Raw genomic sequence first — 21,684 nt, forward strand, 5'->3', positions numbered from 1 at the left:
TGTCACCCTTTAATTGTTTTAGGTTGCATATAGGTTGCGATAACTTTGATTTCCTTTGGGCAATTTTGATGTGAAAAACCGGCCTCCCGCTGATGGGTGAGCCGGTTTTTTTTTACCATATCCTCTGGCGTTTTTGCCTGCGGTATCATGTTCTGAAATCTGGGAGGCGGCTATCGGTGGTTATAAATAAGCTGCGGAGTCTTCCGCTTGATTTGTCCCTTCGGCGCATTTGCATGAGGAGGCGGGCACAACGGTGGTAGAGATCGTTCGCCTAGTTATGCAGTAAAAATTCAATCTCGTAAGTGGAGGATGTATGTCAAAAGTCAAATCTGAATCCCCTTTTAGTCCCGGATTAAAATCTAATGACAACACCAAGTTACCATCAAAAACTAACCGTTTGGTCCCACCCCAAATAGTTATACAGGAGGAACTTTTCCACGTCGAAAAACAAGTCGAGTACGACGGAGTAGAAATGGGCGTGCTCGAAAATGGTGTGCCCTATCTGTCGGAAAGCGGACTTGCGAGAATGTGTGGAGTTGACCGCAAAGTCCTAAATCGCTTAGCAATTAACTGGACTGATGAAAAGACTAAAGAACGCGGTATGGCCATAAATCAGATGCTTGAGAAGTCGGGATACTTTGAAAATGAGTTGTATCTTAAGTCTGAACATAATGGAACCGTCATTAATGCATATACAGAGCCGGTTTGTCTTGCAATACTCGAATATTATGCCTTTGTGACTAAAGAAAAAAGAGATGAAGCCATCAACGCTTTCCGTACATTAGCTAGAACTACTTTTAGAACTTTTATCTATCAAGCTACAGGATATTCACCTGACCAAAAAGTCTTGGATAGCTGGAAACACTTTCATGATCGAGTAGACATGATATTGGATTCAGTGCCTCTAGGATATTTCAGCGTATTTAGAGAAATTGCGTCCATGATAGTACCAATGATTCGCGCCGGAATAATGATAAGCGACAGGGTTGTCCCTGACATATCTGTTGGCAAGGCATGGAGTTCGTATTGGACAGACAACAATTTGGCAGCTACCCATGGGGAAAGAACTAAATACGATCATGAATATCCCCTTTATTATCCGCAATCCAAAAGCAATCCACAACCGGCATACGCATATCCTGATTCAGCATTGGGCGAGTTCAGAGGATGGCTGAGACAGAATTATATCACCAGTAAATTCCCGAACTATCTTATTAATCAAGCAAAGCAAGGTAAAATACCTGCCCCTGTGGCTAACAAAGCCATTGAGACTTTTTATGGCAAGGCACTTCCTGAATCAAAGAAATAACAAGTAAAATCGGCAGCTGATCCATCTCCGCTATGCTCAGTGGGTCAGCCTTGGTTCATACTCTTCCCAAACTTCCGGTTTATGCGGAGTCCTGCAGCAAAGCATGCATTCATGAAGCAGGCGGCAAAACTGAAAATGGTACAGGACGCCATAGAGCAGGTGCGGAGGATAGGGGACAATCCACCCAAGAGCAAGAAGCCGGAGTGGACGCCGAAACAGACGGGCGGAGGCGAGGGCAAAGGGGTGCATTGACCGTAAGACCTTGGAGATGATGGACAGAAAGGTTGCTGCATCGGCCCGACAGACCGCGCAATGGGGACTCATTTTTGAGTTGATAGGACTGCGCCCTATCCCGATGCAGTTTTTATCGGCAGGAGGCGATATAGCGAACGCCCCGCAGGGCAATCTGGAAAGCTCACCAAAGGCGAGGCTCACTCCAGCCGTGTACGGGGCGTTCTGATTGATAAAGCCCGCTGCACAATATGATGCAGGACGCCTCCCCTACGCCGCCACCGCCAGCGCCTTGCACTTCGAACACCCACACAACGCCCGCGCCGTGGCATCCTGGATCCCCGCGGCCTCGGCAACGGTCAAGTCGTCCAGCCTCGTGAAAATAGCCCTCTGCTCCGGGGTCAAGGTGGGGATAAGTTGGTCATGTAGCTCCATGATCTCCCGCCGAATCTCTGTGACCGCCTTTTCCGCCTGCTCTGCAATCTCCGGGTAATCTCCCCTCTTGAACACGCAATCCATGTCACTCTCCTTTCTTTTTGGTTCTGCTCTTCTGCCGTCCGTACACACCGCCGCGCTGCAACTCGTGCAACGCCTGCATGAGCGGCCCGCGAAGAAACTTGTGGGGGTTACTGGGAATGTGGGGGAGGAACCCTTGCTTGCACAGCCTGACCACATGGGCGCGGCTCCATCCCGTCAACTCCATCACGTCATCCGTTGAAAGCAGCTTGTCCCCGCTCCCCAGGAACTCCCGTAGGCGTTCGGCGCCGTCCTTCGGGTGCTTGGTGAGGAAGTCGGCCATCATACCCACCAGAGCGCAAAATTCTGCATTCTCCATCACTCTCCTCCTTTCGTTGTCGTCCAGTCCTTCACGTCCTTCAGGAAGCCGCGCAACGCCTCTGTCCCCTCGGTGCGGGCGAACTTCATCAAGGCATCCTTGACGGCGGTCCCCACCTTCCTCCGGTCCCAGCTTCCCCCCAACTCCCGGGCGATCTGCTCGTTGCTCTGCTCCTGGTCGTAATCCCCCAGGGCGAATTTTCGACGAATCATGTCGGCCGCGAAGGGGTCAATCTTGTGGAGCTGCTTCTCTATGGCGTGCTCCATGGCGATCTTCCGGGCAAGGTCGCTCTCGTGGTAGGGGGAATGGGCCACTGTGGAGGCAACGCGCCGCATCCCTGACAGCTTGTCGTCTTCTGCTGTCGTAATGTATTCCTGCTCCCGCGTCCGCTCCTCGTGCTGCCGGCGCAAGTAGCGAATGGCAGCGGTGCGGCCGGACCGGAGGATATTGTAAGCGATACGGCTGGCCACGTTTTCACCGGCCAGGTAAGCGCGGAAGTCGTCCAGGTCTCCCCGTGGCGCCGTAGCCGTCAGGCCCCGAAGGTTGGTAATGGCGGCGGTCACGTATTCGCTGTAGAGAGTCATCGCCTCCGGGTCGTCGTTGCGGAGAGTGCCGCCGGACACGGTGAATGCGGAGGAAAGGTTTTTGTTGCGGGAGGCGACGGCGGCCAGGGCGGCGCGGGCATTTTCCAGAATCCGCGGGTTGCTCATGATCTGGTCTTCGGTAATCCCAAGGGCGCGGTATCCACGAATCGCCCGGCGGTTGCTCTCGGAGGTCGTTATCTGTCGGCCATGACTCGAAGTTACCTCCCTGGTACCCTTCGTTTGCCGCTTCTGGGCCTCGTGCTCTTCGGGGGTCCATATCTGTTGCCGGGGAAGGGTGAACCGCTCAGGGACAAATGTGTGCGCCTGCCGGGCGCCTTCAACATGCCAGTTGCCGGCGGCGTCCCGGCCGATGACGGTCCCGCGTCTTTTCCGTGGCGCGCCGTTGGGCTTGAACATAACTTTCTGACGCGGCTGAAGGTCGTCACCGTTGACGACGTGGACGGTGGTTTGATATGTGGCGCTGCGGGTGGTTGGTTTTGAGATAGTGACCGCTATGCACAACATGTTCGCCCCTCCTCATTTGCATCAATATGCATCAAAGGGTATCAATCAATGTTTATCCTGTCAATATAAAAACATAACAAAATCATATAGTTACGTTTGACATGCGCAACACATATATAATAAAACGAATTAATCTGAGCATTTAAGAAGGGGGCTTCATAGAAAAAACCCGCCGGGAGGAATCGGCGGGGAGAAGGAGAGGCCGGGGGAGGAAACCCGGCCATTGCATAGCATCATCAAGGGGTGCTACTTGCCGTCTGCATTACCATTTGAAGGGGCGAGGGTCGCGGACGTATGCCAAGCCGGCCCTTTCCGCAAGCCCGGCGACGGACGCCGCTGTCTGTTGGGCGGCAAGGGTTTTCATGTCTTGCGCAGACATGTTCTCAACCCCTGGGGTCATGGGATCCAATCCATTCTTGAGGGCTGCAAGCTGGTGGCCGTTCAGCTTGGACAAGTCATATCTCCCCCGAGAATCAATCGGTGCTTGCGGCGGTTGTGTGACTGGCTGCGGCTGTTCCTGCATCTTGGTTTCCACCCGTGGTGGCTCTGCCTTGGCTTGCGGCGGCTTCGGTTGTGTCCATTGTCTTGATGCTATTGTCCGGGGTTTCTGTATCAGCATCGGTGCTCGGCTCCAGCGGGTGCCCGTCTTTTTCGATTTCTCCATGATGTCTCCTCTCTTCTCAATGTCGCGGGTAATGGCCTCCAGCATGGCCTTGTAGTCCTTGGGGGTGTAGATGCCCGGCTTGTCAGGGGTGACGATCAATTCCCCGTCGTTGCCGATCTGATAGGCCAAGGACCGGCCGTTGCCGTACCCGATCTTGAATGACCGGCCCGTTTCCTTGTCGTTGCCCCTGGTTGAAAGTTTAGCCTCCTCTCGCTCCCGCTCTTTCCGTCGCTTATCGGCCGCCGTGGTGTCGATGGTCAGGCCGCCGCTCTTCATGAGGTCGTGCTTTACGGCTCGATCCCATGTTTCAAGCGCCTTGTCGATCTGCTCCCGACTCATGGCGCCCGCATGCCGCGAAATTGCGGAAATGACTCGTCGTCTGATTTCATGTGTACCCATGGTTTCTCCTTTCGTGGTTAGGTCGAGCCTGAAGAGAGGGTGACTTTCAGTTCTTGGAGGGCGGCGGCCTCGATGATCGCCCTTACCGCCGGCTCACAGTGGGTGGCCACCCCTCGGGCTATATGGTGTGCTTTGTAGCCGGGATGAACCCAGGCCTGCGGGTCAGAGTTGGAAGAGACGCGCCGGAACGTCAGGTACTTGCTTTGGGTGGCGCGTTCGTATTCCTTCTCGATTCTCACCATCCCCTCGAACCGGCCGGACTTGTGTTGGTATCCGGTGGTGGGGTTCTTCCCGGGAGTGTAGCGGTCTTCCGTGCCGGTAAGCTTCCCTCCCCAGACAATCCTGTTTCCATCCCGGACCGATGCCTTCAGCTTGCGGGCCTCGGCGTAGATATCCTTCGGCATGGGCTTGAAGTTGCTGTTCGGGGCGTGCTTTGGGCTGGTGCCATGGCGAAACGGGATGGTGTTGTAACGACTCCCGTTCTTGCCCGTCTTGGCCTTGGGGCCGCCGAGGAGCATCGGCTTCATGTCCCACGGCCCCTTGCCGTATTCCAGGTCACGTGCAATTTGCTTGGTGGTGACGACACTCCTGCGGAACAATCCGGAGTTGGGGTTGCTGAGTTGCTCACCGAGTGCGATGCTGTCGGCGTATAGCTGGCGCAGGTTGATGTTGGCCCGTATTTCTGGGACGCCAGGAATTTGTTGGGATCCCATTACGGTTTTCTGCCACGTAGCCAGGATCAGCCGGCAAGCGGCGGTTACTGCCTTTTCAAGATTCTTCTGTTCGTTCATCTTGGTGCGCTCCCTTCGTGGGATTCCGCTCTCTCACTGGTTCTGGTTCGGGGTTCCGGTGGTGCCTCCGGAATCGCCGGGGTGAGTGTGCCCATTGTAGATCGACCGGTCGGCCGCCATGCTGCGGGTCTTGTCCTTTACGTCGCCGTTGGTGGACTCTATGGTTCCGGGTGTCCGGATGCGTCCGCCGGTGTTGCCATAGCTGCCGGTCGAAGTAATGCCGCCAGCCACCTGGAGGTCACCGGTGCATTCAACCAACGGCGTGTCGAGCTGGACCTTTTGTGAGGCCACCGCCGTGATCAGGGGGCTCGTGACGGTGGCCGAAACGTCTACGTTGACCGTGGCAGACCCGGCGACATGCACTGAGGCGCTGCCGTGGATCGTCACGGTCCCGTTGCCCACAACGGTCAGATTGTCGTGCTCGGCAATGTGGACGATGCGGCTCCCTGTCTTGGTGATAACCTCATCCACGCCGTTGCGCCTGCGGTGAAGGCGGGGGGCTTCGGCGGCATTGGCTTGCAGGTTGTTGCCCGGCGGATAGAGGAAACCGGTCACCACCGGTGCGTGAAAGCTCCCGTTGATGAACTGCACCAACACCTGGTCGCCAGGCTCAGGGGTCCACTCTTCGCCGTTGTCTGGGTTTGCCTTTGAGCATGCCAGGGGGACACGGTAAATGTCTGGGTATCCGCCCAAGAGAGAGATACTCACCAAAGTCTGACCGGTCTTGTTCAGGGGAGCGTCTTTGAACAGTACGCCGTTGGGCTGGATTACGCCGCGCAAGGTATAAAAGCACTCCCGAACCTCCTGGACGGCCGGGTTCGTCCTCATACTCTCCTGCTTCCTGCTTCCGTTCTCGTCAAGCATTGCCTTTTGCTCCTTTCCACTGTCCATGCTGTTGCCCCCGGGTCAGATGAAGGGTGGTAGTAAATACCGGTTGCGGCCACACGGAATATGAGTGCTGAACCTGCTCTATCAGATATTCCATGTTGGCGGCCTTATTGATTAACCCGTTACCGCTGCGCACTTCCGGCCACCCGTGGGTGGTGATGGTCCCAGATTCATAGGTGTGGTTGTTGCGGTACCAATTCCAGTAGATTTGTGCCCGCTCTATGGCCTCGTCGACGCCCTGACCAACGGGATCGTTGTCGAGATAAAAGTTTCTTGGAACGAAGGGCGTATCTATGACGTGCGGCTGGACACCGGCGGCGATTGCAGACGCTTCGTCATATTTGGTAAGTCCCGGGTGGGTGAGAATGACGTCAAGCTGGTTGTTGGCAACGGTCTGATAGTTGGCCGGCCAGTGGGCCAAGAGGTTCACCCGGCTGTCATCGGACACCCCGAGGTCTTCAGCAACGATGTGTCTGTAATCGACGGTGTGGAAAGTCCGCGGGTTGAGCTTGCCGTTGTCCTTGATGGGTTGCCGTTCAAGGCCAAGGTGAAACTTTCCCTTTGAATCAGTCTCTGTGAATAATCGGTTCCATGGTTCGTTTGCTACCCGCTTCATGGCGCTCCATGCAGGCGTGTTACGGGTTACGGCAAGGTAAGGGTCGAAGAGGATCCACGAGTCGTCCGTATTCAGCCAATCGGCGGCTATGTGCTGAAGGTAGTACGCGCCTTTCGTCTGGTTTCTGAAGACGTCAAAGAGCTGTTGGACCAGTTGCCACGGTGTCCCGCTTTGCAGCAAGATCCTGTTGACGGAAGCATCAGCGATCTGGTTGAACTGCTGCCGGGCGGCAAGGCCGGAGATGTCCCACCCCAGGTCAATGTTTGCCAGGAGCTTCCCCATATCGCTCCCGCTCACCTTCCAAACCCGGGTCGGTTGGTCGCCGGATACGGTTTGAAACCGGGCTACGCGATCCACAAGGCCCAACATAACCGCCTGCATTCCGGACCCGTCGCCGGCATCCAGCTCGATCAACGCCACGTCGTTGGGTGCAATGATGGTGTTGAGCGGGTGCCGGTAGGTGGCCGTGATCTGCCACGTTCCGAAGGCGCGACCGTTGGTCTTGCTGGTTACGATGGTGATCAGGTCCCCGGTCAGGTCGTGTTTGATTCGGCCGGTCTGCATGTCCTTGATGGTGACTCTGTGTCTGGGGGAGTAGGTGCGCATGTGATCCCTCTATTTCACAGATCCGGAGAGCGGTGTTGGCTGTGACATTCCGGGGGTGGTGTTGGTGACAAGCTGCTCAAGACATTCCACTGCACGTTTTACCAATCCGGCCCAGCCGAGAAAGCTGGTATCCGAAATGCCGGGGCCGCCTGAAGGCGCGGTGGGGTCAAGATTCGCCTCTGTGCTTCCATGCCGGATTTGCGCCGCCTTGACTTTGCTGAGATACGTTCTTGTCTCCGCGGGGAGCGACATGACGCCGCTTTTGTCAACGTTACCCATGCCCCAGTTGTAAGCCGCAAGGGCCTTGTCCGTATCGCCGTGGTAGCGATTGAGGAGCGACCGGAGGTATTTAGCTCCGCCCTCGATACTCTGAACCGGGTTGAACGGGTCTTTGACTCCCATATCCTTTGCAGTCCCCGGAAGGAGCTGCATGAGACCGAGCCCCCCCCTCGGCGAACGGGCGTCATACTTGAACTGGCTCTCAGTCTCGGCAATCCCCTTCAGGAGGCTGGGGTCAATGTTGTACTTCTTGCCGAACTGGATGAATACCGGGTCCATCCTGTGACCACGGACACCGGCCACGAAGTCAGCGCCGCTCTTGTTGACGAACTTGGCCGCATCCTTCAGCAGGCCGCTGTTCAGAACATCCGAAGCTGTGTTGGTGGTCATGTCTTCGAATTGCCCAAAGATTTCTTCCAGGTTCTCACCGGTGGCCGCCCTGGTCGTCTCCCTCGTGGCATGGCGCTGGCTTATTCTCGCGCCTGCTGTCTGAGAGTAGGCACCGAGAAGCTTTTCGGCTTCGAGCTGGATTGCCGGGTTCAACCGCTTCCCTGAAATGTAGTCGCGGAGGACCTTGCTTTGCTGCTTGGGGTCGTTCTTGCCCGTCAGCTTGCCGCCGGGGCCGAACAAGTCAATGTACATGTCGGCGGTCTGCTGGTTGGCCGGGTTGTGGATGCTACCGGGGAGCAGCCGCTGGATGAGGATGTTCTTCTCTGCCCGGCTCCTGGCGCTGCTGATGATCCTGTTCGCTTCGGTCCTCATGTCAGGGTCAAGAAGGCCCATCTGCTGTCGCCGTTGCATCTCAAGGAGCTTGTCGGCGGTCATGGGGCCGTCGCTGCCCCCCAGAACCTTCCACCTCAAGAGGTCGCCCACGGTGTCACCACCGCCGAACCTCAAGGCGCCCTGCATGGTGTTGAACATTTCGGGGCTGTTCCCAGCGGTGCCGCCCTTGTTGTAAACCGCCATGCTGGTTGCCATGACATTGGCAATCTGGGAATCACTCAGGGCCTTGTTGCCTTGGGCGCGGAACAGGGTCACGAGGTTGGTGTTGATGAGCTTCAGTATCTCCTCGGTGCGCTTGTCCTTGCTGTTCTCCTTCAGCGACACCAACACATCCATCAGTCGGCCTTGCTTGTCGGCACCGGCTCCGGTCATCCGGTACATCTCACCCACGAAACCGATGCCGACATTGGGGTCGGTGCCGGTTGCCCGGGCGAACCGCTGGACACTCCGGGCAGCGCCATTGCCGAGGTAGCCTGATGAGCGGTTGAGGGCCATTGCCATCTCAGCTTCTGCAGCCGGTCCGTATCCGTAGGGAGAGCCCCCCCGGTCGTACCCGGCGCCGCGGGTGGCAAGTGCGGCCTCGATGTCCACCAACTCTTGGAACTGCCGGCGTGAGTTTGCCAGGAAGGACACGGCGCCACCGGCAAACCCCAGTGCAAGACCTGCTTTCCCGAACCGGCCCAGCCAACTGCCGCCCCCTGCTCCCGCGCTTCCGGGGAGAACACCGCCGCCCTCTCCGCCGCTGCCGCTGTCGCCACGTTCGCCCGGAAGGTCTACCCGGTAGCGTTCCCTCCACGTCGAACGCCTTGTAGCCTCGTTGGTGAAGTCCCGAAGCGACTTTTCCAGGATTCGCGTCTGCTTCTCGATGACTGCGGCAGACGCCGATCTCTGGCCGAATGCCTCGTCAGAAATGCCGGGTTTCGGAACTTTGATGGTTATCGGGTGCTGTGCTCCGGACAGGTCCCGGAGGTTCTTTTTCAGGTCGGAGACGTTCTTCGACGCCTCTTTGAGCTGCCGGTAATCGACCGCAAGGTCTACGTTGAGTGTGCCCATGTCTATGACTCCCTCCTGTGATTCTTGTTCGGATACCGCTTGGCAAGGTCTTCAAAATCAACACTGCCGGGGTCTGTTGCGATAGTGTTGAGAACATCTTCCGGTAAGGCAGACCAATCAAAAAGGTCATCCTCAAAGGTGGCAGTGGCCACTGCATAGATCTCGGCATCGGTAAACCGTTCTACCGGTACGCCGTCGGCTTCCAGTCTGGCAATGTGCTCTGGTGTAATCTCCTTCGCCTTAGCCTTTGCCCACTCCTCCCGCCCTCGATGCACTCGTAAACATTCGCCGTCAGACAGAGATTTGAAGTAGTCGTCCGCGGCCTGTCTTCCATGCCGCTGTGCTGCGTCCATCCCCTCCATGATCTCCCTGAAGCGCTCCGGTGTAACCTCCCTCGCTTCGACCTCTAAGCGGATTTGACTTTCTTCTTCAACCAAGGATTTCAGAGCTGTAAGCTGCTTTCTGATTGATGCCCTCGTTGTCATGGCTTACCTCCACCAAGCAGTCTCTTTATCTCGTCGAGTTCTCTCTGAAGTTCTGCTATCTCCTGAATCCGCGCCTGCCCGGCAAGGATTGTCATAAGCGCCGCCGCTTCATCGGGGCCGATCGTTCCCGTTGCGGCTGCCTGGAATATCGCGGCCCCCTGTTCAGCGAGGGTGCCGGTTGCGGGGATTGTCGCCGCTATTGGTTCGGCCTGCGGCTTCAAGGGGGAACATATCCGGTCGATGCAGAGTTTCAGCGCCGCAGTATCGCCGTCGAGAGCGAGGTCGACCGCCTTCTTGATCAGCTTTCTGGCGTGCGGTTGAAGGAGGGCACGCAGTTCTGTGCGCCGGTCCTTACTCCCTCGTGGGCGTCCTGCCTTGTTTCCGGATTCGCCTGGTTTGAATTGTCCCATAGTCCTGTTCTCTCGCTGTAAATTTCAGGCCGTGCCACCGGCGGGTAGCTTCCCCCAATGTATCTGTGAGAGCTCGTTTTGCAGGTCGCAAATGGTCTGCTTCATGCCTTCAAGGTGTTCCGTGGCCGCCGCATCAATTGCCACCCATGCACCCCAAGCGGCCGCGGCTATTTCGTGGGGAACCGGCCCGCCTTCCAGTACCGCGGCAAGGAAGGCGGCTAGAATTTCGTTGTTCTCGTGGATTTCCTCATCCGTCATCTTGTCTGCTCCCGTCTGATTAAGCGCGCTCGTCCCAGGCTTCTGCCGCGCCTTCCCGAGTGCATGATGCCGGCCCTTGGGCGCTACAGTCCCCGCAAAGGCAAGCGTACTGTCCGCCGTCCTTGATGACGCTTATGTTCTCTCCGCCGCAGAAAGGGCATTCAGTTCCCATGACTCGTTCCTCCTTCAGGATTGACCGAACAGCATTTCGTTCAACTTTATGCTCTCCTCCGCGCCGGCGATCCCCGAGAGGGGTGTTGCTGGTCGGGTGGGACGACCTACCAAGAAGAAGGCCAGGAACAACCGGGCGTCTGCGTCTCCGGTCTTGGCCTGCTCAACGGTCTTCGTCATGATCTCCTGCCACGTTTCGAGCGGGCAGGCTTGGCGAATGGCTTTGAGATAGTTAAGCTCATTGGGGTGTTTCTCGGTGCTCATAATTTTTGCTCCTTTCGGTGTTGGCGACGGTTCCCCGAACCCCACATCCTGCGGCCCAGTTCTTTGCGGCACCTGACGAATTCTTGAAATTGCTCGTCCTCTTCAAATTCTTTGCGGGCCTGTTTCAGTTCGGGGCAGGCCGGAAACATGAAGGTGAATCTCAGTCCGATTTTCTCCATGTCATAATCGAAGCCCCGCGCCGCCAGGTTAGCCACTTCAAAGGGGTCGTCTGTTTCGATGAATGTTGCTGGTTTCATGATCCTGTCCTTTCTATGCAGCTAACCGCCTCACGGCCTCCGGGAAGGTCAAGCCTTCCGTCTCCATGAGCCAGTCGACGGCGTTAAATTTCCGGTCACAGACGGGGCACCATGCTTTTCCCGTTCTACTGAGAAATACGAGGCTAGGTCGCTTGTCTTCATGGCAGGGTGCCGTTGCCTTGCCTTGGCGGTCGAAATCAATCAGGGCGCGAACGTCGGCGGTTCGGGCTGCTTCAATCTGCTCGTCCGTGATGTGGTCCTCTTTCCGCTCCCTCGGTGGCTCCTTTGCTGCCAGGGACAGCGCCCTTGCTTCCCTCGCCAACTTGGTCACGGTTTCCATGTGCCTCTTGAAGAAAGCCGACGCGGTCGGACACTCGCTTTCGGCCCAGAATTCCAGTTCTGCAACTTCCCGCTGCATCTGCTGCCGGAGATAACGGAGACGGCACCATACGGCGTGTTGCACGTTGACACCCATCTCCTCTGCGGCTTTCCGTATCTGCTCGAAGTTCATGATCACGCCTCAAAGTAGAAGGTAGGCAGGTCTCCCGGCCTTTCAATGAACTGCATCGACGACCGGTGGTAGTAAAGCCCATACCGCCCCTCTGCATCTCCGCCTAGCTCCCGGTGCTTGGAGCAGTCAAGAACAGCGTCCGGCTTGTTCCTGAGTTCATCCGGTATCGTCTGTTTGGTGTCGGCCAACTGCTGCACCTTGGCCTCCTTGCCCTTGTTCCTCCAGACGGAGAACACGTTATCAGCAAGGTCCGTAATGGCCCCTGAACCCTTGACGTCCATTTTCCCCGGGGCATCGTCCTCGTTGTTCTTCTTGCGGCTGTGAGCAACGAGATGGACATGTGCGGCGTCCTTTTGTGCGAAGTTCTGAAGCCGGTCAACTAGGGCCTTCTGCTCGTTATAGGCATCCTCGGCAATGCCGCACTTCATGAGGCTGTCGATGATGAAATGGGTAACGCCTCGCTCCGTAGCGGCCTTGTGGAAGGTTCGTAACAGGTTCTCGGTGTTGACGGTCCCGGTGTGGTCATATATCCACACAAGGTCATCGAGCCATTGGAGGCACTGGGTAATGAGCCAGTCTGCGGGCTGGTCCGCTCCAACGGCTTGCCGCACCATCCGGTAAAGGGTGCGCTTGGCGCTCATCTCGAAAGAGGCTATCGCGACTTGCTGCCCCTCCTTGGCAACGTCAAGGGCGAGTTGGTTCAAGAGTAGGCTCTTCCCATGGCCATTCAGTCCGGTCCAGACTGAGAGTTCTCCAGGTGCAAAGAGTATGTGCCGGAGTTTTCCAAGGCTGAAGGTATCGCCCACCTGTTCACCCGGAGCCGGATAGAAGCGATTCAATACCTCGCCCGTGAATGTAGATGCTCTCTTGAGAAGGTCGGTGCTCATCGCATATACCCCAGGTCAACTACTGCCGCTCCGCCCTTGGGGGAGGATGACTTTTCCCAAGTGCGCACCGCCGCCCGCCAATCCCGCATCGGTGTTTTGCCGATCAACCAGCCCTTGGCCTCGTAGTGGTTCATCCACTTCTCTGGGTCAACGTCGTTGCCTCGCTCCAGGCAGTAATTCCTGACCTCTTCCAGGCTCGGGGGAGAGAATTTACTTCTTCTTTCTTCTCTTTCTTTTCTATCGTGTGGGGTTGCTGTGGGCTTCCGTGGGGTTTCCTTGTGGGCTTCCTGCCTTGTTGCATTATTGAAATCGTCGCTATTACATACTGTTATAGCATTCGAGCGTGTGGGCTTCCTTGTGGGCTTCCTGAGGGCTTCATGTGCATCTTCGGAGTTTTCGCATAGTTGCGTGGTTCGCGTGTGGGCTTCGTAGCTCTCCGGGTTCTGATAAAGTTTGTAATTCAGAACAGTTACCACCATTCCCCGTGTGGTTTTCCGTGTGGTTATCATTGTGAGCTGCGTAAAGGTTCCGTAGGCGCTACGTATTTCGTCCTTTGTCGGCACCACACGACGCCAACCGATCCGGTAGCTCATAGCCTGTTGCATCTCTGCAATGGACGTGACGAACTGGCCACGCTTCAACCTGCCGCCGTCCTTCCACATCGCCCGTGCGATCATCCATCCCCACAACTTGAAGTACAGAGGCGGCTTGTCCATCATCTCTGACTCAAAGAGTTTGCGGGCCAGTAGGATGTACCCTCCGGCAACAGGTGCGTTGGTCATCGCGCCCCCCTGGCGGAGATAGCAATGAGTTGATGCGCCGTGTCCAGAAGCTGGTCGACGATTTGTAGTGCTTCGTCCCCTTCGGCTGACTGCAAGCGTTCAGCGATGGCCACTACTCTTCCTCGTAGATATTCACGGTGGCCGGCGCATGAACCAGCACGGGTTATAATTTCGCGGTCCACGGTTACTACCTCTACCGCGCTGCCCGGCGTTGTGTAACCGATGTGCTGGGGTTTGCTGACAGCTTGAGGTCGCCGAGGCGGTACCGGACGGCCTGACCGATCTTCGCGTAAGGCAAAGACCCGCCGTATACGCGACGATTCCGAAGCCACTGGACCGAAACCCCCAGAAAAGCGGCTGTTTCAAACTCGTCCAGAAGAGCGTCGTCGCCAACTGCCGCAACCTTCTTGGCGAGATTCGCCAAGGCGTTCACTTGTTTGTTTTTTTGCTTGGTTAGACGACGCTCACGGTCATACGTTTTTGTCTCTTGATGTACTTTCATTGTTACCTCCCGATTCGATCTTGTTAATCAGGATTAAACAAGGGTTTCTCAATGGAGTCAAAACGTTACAGTCAACAGAATACTGTGTGATTACAGAGAGGGGGGAGGTAAAGCTATTTGGTGGGTTATTTCTTCGGGGTGTGCTTTTTCAGCAGATTCGCCATGCCAGTAGCAATATCTGACATAACATGCGGCCTTAACCATCCATTATCGAGTACCTGCACCCGCACGTCCTTTATGTCACGAGCAACAATGTTAATCGCGCTTCGCTGGGCATCGCAATCAGTCCTCGCATCTTCTCGATCTGCAAGAATTTCGTCGGCCAAGTCGTAGTAAATCTTCATAATTGAATCATGCAAGTCCGCCTCGATGAAAGTGGTTGCCCGTTTCTCTTTTCGCTCCCGAACTTCCTGACATCTGAATTGCCCTTTCCTCCATCCTTCCGACCAGCAGGGTGATGCAGCTATGGGCCTTTGGAGAATCTTTTCTGCAAGCTGCTTATACGCTTCCCGCGTTCTGAAGTCTGCTTCTGTAATTCTTGGCAGGTGCCGCTTGTCCTTAGGGGCCGGTCCTTGCCGTTCCTGCATGAAATATCCTGTAAGGTTAGCAAGTCGTCTCCGTTCTGCTTTTGTCAGCTTACGGGAAAAGCCAACCACGATGACAAGCTGTATTACCTCTTTGTATTCTTCTGGCGTCATGCCGTCACCGCCTTCCGTCTGCCTCCCATATCCACCACCTTTGCCTTCTGTTTCTCTGTCTGATCATGCAGGCGTTTCAACGCCAGGAAGACAGCGGCAGGCTTGGCGATGTAGCCGATGATCGTGTCCGTGATTTCCTGCATTCTCTTGTGTGGTCCGCTCTGTTCGATGTCAAAGATATATCCGCCGGTGACGTCGGTAATCGAATGGTTCACGAGTCGCTTGATGTGCGTCTCTGATATCCCAAGGTGAGATGCAACGCTCATGAACGTGCGCCGGAGGTCGTGACAGTTGATCTTGAATCCGGCAGCCTTTGAGATGCTGGCAACGGCCTTTTTCGGTTCGACAAGGTGCCCCGTGGCGCTTGTCATGGAGGGGAATACATAATCGTTCACCTTGCTTGCTATGCGACGTTCGAGCATTTCACAGAGGAAGTCTGAAAGGGGGACAGTGTGATCTTTGCCGTTCTTCGTGTCCCGGGCAGTCAGGGTCTTACCCTTCAGGTCTACATCCTTCCAGAGGAGAGAAAACCCCTCGCTGCGCCTCAATCCCGTCAGCAGTAACAGCATGAGGTAATCAGAAAGATCCTGGTTCCGGTAGTCCACGAGGGCAAGATACCACGCCGGCAGTTGATGTGCTTGGACAACGCCTGTCCGGCGCTCTGATGGGTTCCACTTCTTCCGGGGCATGCAAGCCGGGTTTTCAGGTAAGAGTTGTTTATTGGCGTAGCAAATGGCGCGGAGGGTGCGGACAAACTTATTGGCGGATTCTGGAAATGATTTCCGGGTAATCTCGGTGTGTCTCTTTTTGACCATTTCGGCATCAAGGGCCTTGAGGGGCTTGTTCATCCAGTCGGCCGCATGATTGTTCAGGAGGCCGCGATATATCTTGACGGTGTTCTTCTTGAGCCGAGGATTGTCAAGGACGTAGTTCTCGAAAGCCTCTGAAAGTGTCAAGCCTTGTTCCCGCCGCTCCTTTTTGGCCTCGTTCGGGTTTTCCCCTGACTCCATTTGAGCGATAAGGATAGCTGCCCGCTTGCGTGCATTCAGAGTCGGCTCGTTGTGGTCCGGGAAAAAGACACCGTGGTCTCCAATCACAACCCGTGTCATTCTGCCGTTGCACCTCTTAGCGACACAGTAGACAGCCTTTGTCATTCCGAGGCGGACAAGAAAACCTTTCAGCTCAGTATCGTATATGTCCTTTTGGGCAGGGAAGGGGAGGGAGGCTTCCTTTGCGGCCTTGATGTTGGCCTGATGCTCGGCAAGGAGCTTGTTTATCTTGTCCTTCGTCAGCTTCACTTTGTCCGCCATGGCATCTCCCTTTTTTAGGTTGCACTTAGGTTGCTTCGAAGTGCTAGGTTGCACTTAGGTTGCAGCAAAAATGATATGTGCTTAGGTTGCAGATAGAAACCAATATACTACCAAATACCTATAAAGCAAGCATTTTTAAGAACCAAAAGAGGAAGGTTAGAAACGAGTAGGTGGTGGGACAAAGAACTCCTAAGGAAGGGGTCGGACGTTCGAATCGTCTCGGGGACGCCATACGCAACAATGGCCGATTTTATAATAAAATCGGCCATTTGTTTTTTGCGGCATTGACCCTCGTGCGTGCGCCGATATTTTTCTTCTTTATTCCCGACAGGTTTCTAGGTTACAACACTAAGTCATGCGGGAAACACGTTTCAGGCCCGGCGATGTTTCCGCATGTCGTATGCACGCGGGCGTGACCGGTCGCCAACTGCCCATGGCCTGTACCGGCCGGCGACGTCCAAGGCGAGACCGCCGTTTTCAGACTCTCATCAACAGGGGACCACTGATGAGCATCTATCATGATGTGATAAAAAATGAGGTTTTTCCTGCTCTCGGCTGCACCGAGCCGATTGCCGTCGCCTATGCCGCAAGTCTGGCGGCGGAGCGGCTCGGGGCCGAGGTTGAGACGGTTACCGCTTCGGTTGACCCCGGGGTGTTCAAGAATGGCTTCGCGGTGACTGTCCCCAAGACGGGGGGGCTGAAGGGAAACGTCATCGCCGCGGCGCTCGGTGCCCTCATTGCCCGGCCCGAGTTGAAGATGGAGATACTCTCCGGCGCGGACGAGCGACTTTTGGCGCAGGCCGAAATTCTGGTCTCCTCGGGCCGGGCTACCGTTGCCCTGGTCAAGGAGCGGACCGATCTGTACATCGATGTTGTGGTCACCGGGGGAGGGCGCACGGCCCGGGCCGTTCTGGAGGGGGGACATACCAACATTGTCCGGCTCGAATGCGACGGCAGGATTCTGCTGAATGCGGATGAGCCGGTTTCGGCTGTCGACAGCCATGCCTATCGGGCCGTGCTGCGGCAGATGACGTTTTCCGAAATGATCGGCTTGCTTGATGATCTCGATCAAGGGGATCTTGTCTATCTCAAGCGCGGCGTTGAGATGAATCTGCGCATCGCCGAAGAGGGTAAGCAACTGACCAAGGTCGGCCATTATGTCGAGGAACTGGTGCGCAAGGGGTTTCTGCTTGCCGATGTCGTTTCGTCCAGCAAGATCCTTACCGCCTCCGCGTCGGATGCGCGCATGGCCGGGCTGCCATACCCCGTGATGTCGAGTGGCGGCAGCGGCAATCAGGGCATTGTCGCCATTCTCGTCCCCTACAATGTCGGCATGTTCTTTCATGTGCCTGAAGAGACCATCCTGCGCAGCATAGCCCTTTCCCATCTGGTCAATGCCTATATCAAGTGCCATACCGGCGACCTGGCGCCCATCTGCGGCTGCGCCATCGCCGCCGGGGTAGGCGCCGCCGTGGCGATCGTCTATCAGCAGGCCGGACCGGATATGCACAAGATCGATCTGGCGGTCAATACCATCATCAGCGATATCGGTGGCATGCTGTGCGACGGTGCCAAGGGGGGCTGCGCCCTGAAGGTTGTCAGCTCGACCGATGCTGCAATCCGTGCGGCATACATGGCCCTGAACGGGCATGGAATTTCCGAAGAAGAAGGGTTTGTCGGAAAGAGCGCCGAGGAAACCATACACAATCTGAGCCGCATCGCGGATAAAGGCATGGCGCTTGTGGACGATACCATGCTGTGCATCATGCTCCAGAAGCGCTCGACCGAGCCCTAAAAGGGATTCGGATGACGCGCAGCAGACATGTGTCCATCTGATTTACATCAGCCGACTGAGCCTGCGGATTACCGGCTCTAAAAGATTCACAGGGGATACCTCAGGATATTTGTATTGTATTTGATGTCACTGTGTTGTGGTTGTGTTGAGTTGTTCTTGCAATTGTTGTCCATGATTGCATATTATTTGTTGATGCTAACGAGACTCTCCACACGGGTGGGAAGATTCGTGCACTGTCGGCGAAGGTGGTCTATGGACACGTCAGGTAAGCGCCGAATTTGTCATGCATGTCTCTGGGTTTTTTGGGCGTTCATCCTGTTCTTCGCCGGCCATGCGGCGGCTGTCGACCTGCAGGATGTCAAGGCGAGAGGTGTCCTGCGGCATCTCGGCATTCCGTACGCGCATTTTGTTTCCGGGGACGGGGACGGGATGGACGTGGAACTGATGCGCAATTTCGCCGGGTACCTGGGCGTGCGCTACCAGTACGTGGAGACGGACTGGGATACGGTAATCGCCGATCTCACCGGGAAGAGGGTGAAAGCCGCAGGAGATTCGGTGGAGATCCTGGGCGAGTCCCCGGTGAGAGGGGACCTGGTCGCCAACGGGTTTACGATTCTGCCGTGGCGGAAGAAGGTGGTTGATTTCTCCCGTCCCACGTTCCCCAGCCAAATCTGGCTGGTTGCACGGGCCGACTCATCCCTGAAGCCGATCAAGCCGACCATCCGGATCCCCCGCGACATCGAGCAGACGAGGGCCCTGCTGAAGAATCGGAAGGTGCTCGCCCTGAAAAAAACCTGCCTCGACCCCGACCTCTACAACCTTTTGGAGACCGGAGCCAACGTAACATGCTTCACCGGCAAGCTGAACGAACTTGCTCCCGCAGTCATCAAGGGCGAGGCGGAGGCAACGATCCTCGACGTCCCTGATGCCCTCATCGCCCTTGAGAAGTGGCCCGGAAAACTGAAGATCATCGGCCCCATCTCGCCGCGGCAGGAAATGGCCGTTGCCTTTCCCAAGGAGTCTGTCCACCTGAGAGAGGCGTTCAACAGATTCCTGCTCCAGTCACAGAAGGATGGAACATACGAACGGATCGTGCGGAAATACTATCCGACGGCCTTTGCCTTTTTCCCCGAGTTCTTCAAAAAAAGACAGTGACGAAGCGGCGCGATGGCGAGACTTCACACTCCCCTGAGAATCCTGAGCAAAGCAGCCGCGGCCCTGATCGGGCTGGGATTGGTCGTGGTCATTGTCTATCTGGTTGTCGTCCAGTACAACTCGCAGATCGCCCGCCAGCAGGCGGCATTGCAGGAGGCGGGCTCCGATTGCGAGCGCCGGGCGACAGCAGTGGGCTACTTTTTCTCCGAGCAGTTGGACTACATGGGGGACCTAGCCCAATGCCGGGAGCTGTCAGCCTATTTTGAAAACAAAGCCCTCGGCATGTCCATGGAGTACGGCCTTCGCGCCAGCAGCCTGCTGATAACGGAGCGCTTCGACAAGGTGCGCCGGGTGAAAAAGCTCGGCGATCATCCCCTGTACAAGCGCATCGTTTTTCTCGACGCGAACGGCAGGCTGCTGAACGACAGCCGGTCGCCGGATTACCGGTGGCAGCAGGAGGTAAGCCGGCTGTCCGCCACATCACGCCAAGGACAGAAGCCGGCCATCTATTACATCAGCGATGCCGAGACAAACTGGATCATCATATCGGTTCCCTCGTTTTTCAAGGAACGGTATGTGGGCCAGGTCATGGGATGGATTCCCTTCTCCCGGATCTACACCTATTTCTTTGAGCCGGAAAAGGAGTTTTCCCGCTTATCGGATGTAATCATCTACCATGGGACATACATTCATGTCCCCCCGTCAATAGGACATCTTCTCTCCGCCGGCATCCCGACCCCGCCGGCCGGCATGGAGCCGGGTCGGCCGTACTCCTTTCCCCTGAAGGGACAAGAGTTACAAGGAAAGACGCTTTACGCCATTCTCGCACCGGTCAGGGACACCCCCTTTTCGCTGATGGCAATTGTCCCTCCGTCGGAGCAGTACGATTTCCGCTCACCGAAGCAGCTTCTGTATACAACCATCGGCCTGGCGTTGTTCATCGTGGGGGGGATCGCGTTCCTGCTCCGGCTCACCACCAACAATGCACTGTTGCAGGCGCACCTGGAGGAAACCCGGCTCCGCGAGCAGGCAGTCGATGCAAAAAACCGCGAACTTGCAGCCGAAATTCGCGAACGTCAGCTCGCTGAGGCCTTCTTGCAGAAGGAGCGGGATTTTGTGGAAAGCCTGTTCGAGACCGCTCAGGTTATCATGCTGGTGCTTGATACCGACGGACGGGTCGAGCGCTTCAATTCCTATCTGGAGGAGATTTCCGGATACCACCTGGAAGAGGTGCGCGGCAAGGACGTGTCCGTGTTGCTCCCCGAAGAACTCAGGGATCATCCGGACTCACTGTCCCGGATGATACTGCAAGGCACCGGCATGACGGGGCGTATCTGCCCGATCATCACCAGGGACGGCCGCAAGCGGGAAATCGAATGGCACGTGAAAAGGCTCCTGGATACCGATGCCCGCCAGGTGGGGGTTCTCGCCATCGGGCAAGACGTTACCGAGCGCACGATCATGGAAAAGGAGCTGCTGAAGGCGGCCAAGCTGGAATCCCTCGGCGTGCTGGCCGGCGGCATCGCCCATGATTTCAATAATCTTCTGACCGTCATCATGGGCAATATCTCCCTGGCGCTCACACAGCTTGACTCCCCCGACAAGGTGAAAGAGTATCTGGCAAAAAGTGAAAAGGCCTCATTCCGCGCCCAGGATCTCACCCGGCAGCTGCTCACCTTTGCCAAGGGAGGAGCCCCCGTCAAAACCGCGTCCTCCATCGCTACCGTCATCAGGGAGTCCGCTGAATTTGCCATGAGGGGGTCCAGCGTTCGCTGCGAGTTCTCGATTTCCTCCGACCTCTGGCCGGTCGACATCGACGCGGGCCAGATCAGCCAGGTCCTGCACAATCTTTTCATCAATGCCAATCAGGCAATGCCCGCCGGCGGCGTCATCCAGACGCACTGCGAGAACGTCGTCATCGGGCCGGAGGAGGCGCTCTCCCTCCAGGCAGGCAGGTACGTAAAGGTTTCCATCATCGATCAGGGTGTCGGCATTCCCGAGGAGAATCTCGGCAAGATATTCGACCCCTACTTCACGACCAAAGCGCAGGGCAGCGGCCTCGGTCTGGCGTCCAGCTTTTCCATCGTGACGCAGCACGGCGGCACGATTACCGTGGAGTCTGCAGAGGGGCGCGGCACGACCTTCCATATCTTTCTTCCCGCGTCATCAAAGGAACTGCGGCAGAAGCAGGTCAGGCGCGAGGCGGTGGCTCCGGCCTGCGGCAGGATCCTGGTCATGGATGATGAAGAGGAGGTGAGGGATGTGATCGGCAACATGCTCAGAAGCGCCGGCTGCGAGGTGGAGTTCGCCCAGGGGGGCGAAGAGGCCATCGACCGGTACAAAGAGTCCTTGGCCAGGGGGTGCCCGTTCGACGTGCTGATCATGGACCTGACGATTCCCGGCCGGATGGGGGGGAGGGAGGCCATCGCGATCCTTCGGCAGATAAACCCGCAGGTGAAGGCGATCGTCTCGACCGGCTACTCCAATGACTCAGTCATGGCCAATTACAGGGCATACGGTTTCGATGAGCTGATCACCAAGCCGTTCAAGGTGGCTGAACTTACGGAAAAGCTCAGGCTGGTTCTTGCCGGCGGCCCGTGACGTAAGTCATCGGCAGAGCTCGAACACAAAGGGCC

General features: G+C 56.5%; 24 protein-coding genes. 4 read left to right on the forward strand and 20 right to left on the reverse strand.

The features are described from left to right. Nucleotides 1-313 precede the first annotated feature (313 nt). A complete protein-coding gene (locus tag AABA48_RS04770) occupies nt 314-1,309 on the forward strand; it encodes a hypothetical protein (protein WP_338271173.1) in 996 nt (331 codons plus the stop codon). Nucleotides 1,310-1,810: 501 nt separating this feature from the next. Here AABA48_RS04770 and AABA48_RS04775 read toward each other — a convergent pair. From AABA48_RS04775 to AABA48_RS04865, 20 genes are all read right to left on the reverse strand, one after another. Continuing rightward, nucleotides 1,811-2,059 (reverse strand): hypothetical protein, encoded by a 249-nt coding sequence (locus AABA48_RS04775; protein WP_338271174.1) that lies wholly within the window; start codon nt 2,057-2,059, stop codon nt 1,811-1,813. A gap of 1 nt (nt 2,060) precedes the next feature. Beyond that, a complete protein-coding gene (locus tag AABA48_RS04780) occupies nt 2,061-2,375 on the reverse strand; it encodes a hypothetical protein (RefSeq protein ID WP_338271175.1) in 315 nt (104 codons plus the stop codon). Continuing rightward, a complete protein-coding gene (locus tag AABA48_RS04785; RefSeq protein WP_338271176.1) occupies nt 2,375-3,484 on the reverse strand; it encodes a hypothetical protein in 1,110 nt (369 codons plus the stop codon). Before AABA48_RS04785 ends, AABA48_RS04780 begins: the two co-directional genes overlap by 1 nt. A gap of 262 nt (nt 3,485-3,746) precedes the next feature. Then, on the reverse strand, nt 3,747-4,547 hold the full coding sequence (locus AABA48_RS04790) for a hypothetical protein (RefSeq protein WP_338271177.1): 801 nt from the start codon (nt 4,545-4,547) through the stop codon (nt 3,747-3,749). A gap of 17 nt (nt 4,548-4,564) precedes the next feature. Continuing rightward, nucleotides 4,565-5,338, reverse strand: coding sequence for a hypothetical protein (locus tag AABA48_RS04795; protein ID WP_338271178.1), 774 nt, complete (start codon nt 5,336-5,338; stop codon nt 4,565-4,567). 33 nt (nt 5,339-5,371) lie between these two features. Continuing rightward, a complete protein-coding gene (locus tag AABA48_RS04800) occupies nt 5,372-6,202 on the reverse strand; it encodes a phage baseplate assembly protein V (RefSeq protein WP_338271179.1) in 831 nt (276 codons plus the stop codon). Then, nucleotides 6,195-7,448 (reverse strand): hypothetical protein, encoded by a 1,254-nt coding sequence (locus AABA48_RS04805; RefSeq protein WP_338271180.1) that lies wholly within the window; start codon nt 7,446-7,448, stop codon nt 6,195-6,197. The genes AABA48_RS04800 and AABA48_RS04805 overlap by 8 nt, the downstream gene beginning before the upstream one ends. 9 nt (nt 7,449-7,457) lie before the next feature. Next, nucleotides 7,458-9,563 carry a lytic transglycosylase domain-containing protein gene (locus tag AABA48_RS04810; protein WP_338271181.1) on the reverse strand — a complete coding sequence of 702 codons (2,106 nt, stop codon included), beginning with the start codon at nt 9,561-9,563 and terminating at the stop codon, nt 7,458-7,460. Nucleotides 9,564-9,565: 2 nt separating this feature from the next. Next, a complete protein-coding gene (locus AABA48_RS04815) occupies nt 9,566-10,048 on the reverse strand; it encodes a hypothetical protein (RefSeq protein ID WP_338271182.1) in 483 nt (160 codons plus the stop codon). Further along, on the reverse strand, nt 10,045-10,458 hold the full coding sequence (locus AABA48_RS04820) for a DUF5681 domain-containing protein (RefSeq protein ID WP_338271183.1): 414 nt from the start codon (nt 10,456-10,458) through the stop codon (nt 10,045-10,047). The genes AABA48_RS04815 and AABA48_RS04820 overlap by 4 nt, the downstream gene beginning before the upstream one ends. 24 nt (nt 10,459-10,482) lie before the next feature. Continuing rightward, nucleotides 10,483-10,716 carry a hypothetical protein gene (locus AABA48_RS04825; RefSeq protein WP_338271184.1) on the reverse strand — a complete coding sequence of 78 codons (234 nt, stop codon included), beginning with the start codon at nt 10,714-10,716 and terminating at the stop codon, nt 10,483-10,485. Nucleotides 10,717-10,735: 19 nt separating this feature from the next. Continuing rightward, nucleotides 10,736-10,888 (reverse strand): Lar family restriction alleviation protein, encoded by a 153-nt coding sequence (locus AABA48_RS17405; protein WP_445156389.1) that lies wholly within the window; start codon nt 10,886-10,888, stop codon nt 10,736-10,738. Nucleotides 10,889-10,902: 14 nt separating this feature from the next. Then, nucleotides 10,903-11,151, reverse strand: coding sequence for a hypothetical protein (locus tag AABA48_RS04830; protein WP_338271185.1), 249 nt, complete (start codon nt 11,149-11,151; stop codon nt 10,903-10,905). Then, a complete protein-coding gene (locus tag AABA48_RS04835; RefSeq protein WP_338271186.1) occupies nt 11,148-11,408 on the reverse strand; it encodes a hypothetical protein in 261 nt (86 codons plus the stop codon). Before AABA48_RS04835 ends, AABA48_RS04830 begins: the two co-directional genes overlap by 4 nt. A 13-nt stretch (nt 11,409-11,421) precedes the next feature. Beyond that, complete coding sequence (locus AABA48_RS04840) at nt 11,422-11,919, reverse strand: CHC2 zinc finger domain-containing protein (RefSeq protein ID WP_338271187.1); 498 nt, start codon at nt 11,917-11,919, stop codon at nt 11,422-11,424. 2 nt (nt 11,920-11,921) lie between these two features. Beyond that, complete coding sequence (locus AABA48_RS04845) at nt 11,922-12,806, reverse strand: AAA family ATPase (RefSeq protein WP_338271188.1); 885 nt, start codon at nt 12,804-12,806, stop codon at nt 11,922-11,924. Then, nucleotides 12,803-13,588, reverse strand: coding sequence for a hypothetical protein (locus AABA48_RS04850; RefSeq protein WP_338271189.1), 786 nt, complete (start codon nt 13,586-13,588; stop codon nt 12,803-12,805). The genes AABA48_RS04845 and AABA48_RS04850 overlap by 4 nt, the downstream gene beginning before the upstream one ends. Before the next feature lie 193 nt (nt 13,589-13,781). Then, the gene (locus AABA48_RS04855) at nt 13,782-14,090 is read right to left on the reverse strand and encodes a hypothetical protein (RefSeq protein WP_338271190.1); all 309 of its coding nucleotides are present in this window, start codon (nt 14,088-14,090) and stop codon (nt 13,782-13,784) included. Nucleotides 14,091-14,215: 125 nt separating this feature from the next. Further along, nucleotides 14,216-14,788, reverse strand: a complete 573-nt coding sequence (locus AABA48_RS04860; protein ID WP_338271191.1) for a hypothetical protein — start codon at nt 14,786-14,788, stop codon at nt 14,216-14,218. Further along, the gene (locus AABA48_RS04865) at nt 14,785-16,098 is read right to left on the reverse strand and encodes a tyrosine-type recombinase/integrase (RefSeq protein ID WP_338271192.1); all 1,314 of its coding nucleotides are present in this window, start codon (nt 16,096-16,098) and stop codon (nt 14,785-14,787) included. The genes AABA48_RS04860 and AABA48_RS04865 overlap by 4 nt, the downstream gene beginning before the upstream one ends. A 505-nt stretch (nt 16,099-16,603) precedes the next feature. On the opposite strand from AABA48_RS04865, the gene AABA48_RS04870 reads away from it, so the two are divergent. From AABA48_RS04870 to AABA48_RS04880, 3 genes are all read left to right on the forward strand, one after another. Further along, nucleotides 16,604-17,893: an L-cysteine desulfidase family protein gene (locus tag AABA48_RS04870; protein WP_286349843.1), complete on the forward strand. Its 1,290-nt coding sequence runs from the start codon at nt 16,604-16,606 to the stop codon at nt 17,891-17,893. A 429-nt stretch (nt 17,894-18,322) separates the two neighbouring features. After that, a complete protein-coding gene (locus AABA48_RS04875; protein WP_324310528.1) occupies nt 18,323-19,048 on the forward strand; it encodes a transporter substrate-binding domain-containing protein in 726 nt (241 codons plus the stop codon). Nucleotides 19,049-19,060: 12 nt separating this feature from the next. Then, entirely contained in the window at nt 19,061-21,649 is a 2,589-nt protein-coding gene (locus AABA48_RS04880; RefSeq protein WP_324310526.1) for a hybrid sensor histidine kinase/response regulator, read from the forward strand. The last annotated feature ends 35 nt before the right edge of the window (nt 21,650-21,684 follow it).

This window comes from Geobacter sp. 60473, assembly GCF_036323535.1.
Taxonomy (GTDB): domain Bacteria; phylum Desulfobacterota; class Desulfuromonadia; order Geobacterales; family Geobacteraceae; genus Geobacter; species Geobacter sulfurreducens.

Coding starts and splice junctions, on each gene's coding strand:
- AABA48_RS04855 (WP_338271190.1), bottom strand. CDS start 14,090: ATGAAAGTACATCAAGAGACAAAAACGTATGACCGTGAGCGTCGTCTA.
- AABA48_RS04840 (WP_338271187.1), bottom strand. CDS start 11,919: ATGAACTTCGAGCAGATACGGAAAGCCGCAGAGGAGATGGGTGTCAAC.
- AABA48_RS17405 (WP_445156389.1), bottom strand. CDS start 10,888: ATGGGAACTGAATGCCCTTTCTGCGGCGGAGAGAACATAAGCGTCATC.
- AABA48_RS04820 (WP_338271183.1), bottom strand. CDS start 10,458: ATGGGACAATTCAAACCAGGCGAATCCGGAAACAAGGCAGGACGCCCA.
- AABA48_RS04805 (WP_338271180.1), bottom strand. CDS start 7,448: ATGCGCACCTACTCCCCCAGACACAGAGTCACCATCAAGGACATGCAG.
- AABA48_RS04815 (WP_338271182.1), bottom strand. CDS start 10,048: ATGACAACGAGGGCATCAATCAGAAAGCAGCTTACAGCTCTGAAATCC.
- AABA48_RS04835 (WP_338271186.1), bottom strand. CDS start 11,408: ATGAAACCAGCAACATTCATCGAAACAGACGACCCCTTTGAAGTGGCT.
- AABA48_RS04880 (WP_324310526.1), top strand. CDS start 19,061: ATGGCGAGACTTCACACTCCCCTGAGAATCCTGAGCAAAGCAGCCGCG.
- AABA48_RS04875 (WP_324310528.1), top strand. CDS start 18,323: ATGGACGTGGAACTGATGCGCAATTTCGCCGGGTACCTGGGCGTGCGC.
- AABA48_RS04860 (WP_338271191.1), bottom strand. CDS start 14,788: ATGACGCCAGAAGAATACAAAGAGGTAATACAGCTTGTCATCGTGGTT.
- AABA48_RS04800 (WP_338271179.1), bottom strand. CDS start 6,202: ATGCTTGACGAGAACGGAAGCAGGAAGCAGGAGAGTATGAGGACGAAC.
- AABA48_RS04785 (WP_338271176.1), bottom strand. CDS start 3,484: ATGTTGTGCATAGCGGTCACTATCTCAAAACCAACCACCCGCAGCGCC.
- AABA48_RS04845 (WP_338271188.1), bottom strand. CDS start 12,806: ATGAGCACCGACCTTCTCAAGAGAGCATCTACATTCACGGGCGAGGTA.
- AABA48_RS04850 (WP_338271189.1), bottom strand. CDS start 13,588: ATGACCAACGCACCTGTTGCCGGAGGGTACATCCTACTGGCCCGCAAA.
- AABA48_RS04870 (WP_286349843.1), top strand. CDS start 16,604: ATGAGCATCTATCATGATGTGATAAAAAATGAGGTTTTTCCTGCTCTC.
- AABA48_RS04780 (WP_338271175.1), bottom strand. CDS start 2,375: ATGGAGAATGCAGAATTTTGCGCTCTGGTGGGTATGATGGCCGACTTC.
- AABA48_RS04775 (WP_338271174.1), bottom strand. CDS start 2,059: ATGGATTGCGTGTTCAAGAGGGGAGATTACCCGGAGATTGCAGAGCAG.
- AABA48_RS04825 (WP_338271184.1), bottom strand. CDS start 10,716: ATGACGGATGAGGAAATCCACGAGAACAACGAAATTCTAGCCGCCTTC.
- AABA48_RS04830 (WP_338271185.1), bottom strand. CDS start 11,151: ATGAGCACCGAGAAACACCCCAATGAGCTTAACTATCTCAAAGCCATT.
- AABA48_RS04770 (WP_338271173.1), top strand. CDS start 314: ATGTCAAAAGTCAAATCTGAATCCCCTTTTAGTCCCGGATTAAAATCT.
- AABA48_RS04795 (WP_338271178.1), bottom strand. CDS start 5,338: ATGAACGAACAGAAGAATCTTGAAAAGGCAGTAACCGCCGCTTGCCGG.
- AABA48_RS04865 (WP_338271192.1), bottom strand. CDS start 16,098: ATGGCGGACAAAGTGAAGCTGACGAAGGACAAGATAAACAAGCTCCTT.
- AABA48_RS04790 (WP_338271177.1), bottom strand. CDS start 4,547: ATGGGTACACATGAAATCAGACGACGAGTCATTTCCGCAATTTCGCGG.
- AABA48_RS04810 (WP_338271181.1), bottom strand. CDS start 9,563: ATGGGCACACTCAACGTAGACCTTGCGGTCGATTACCGGCAGCTCAAA.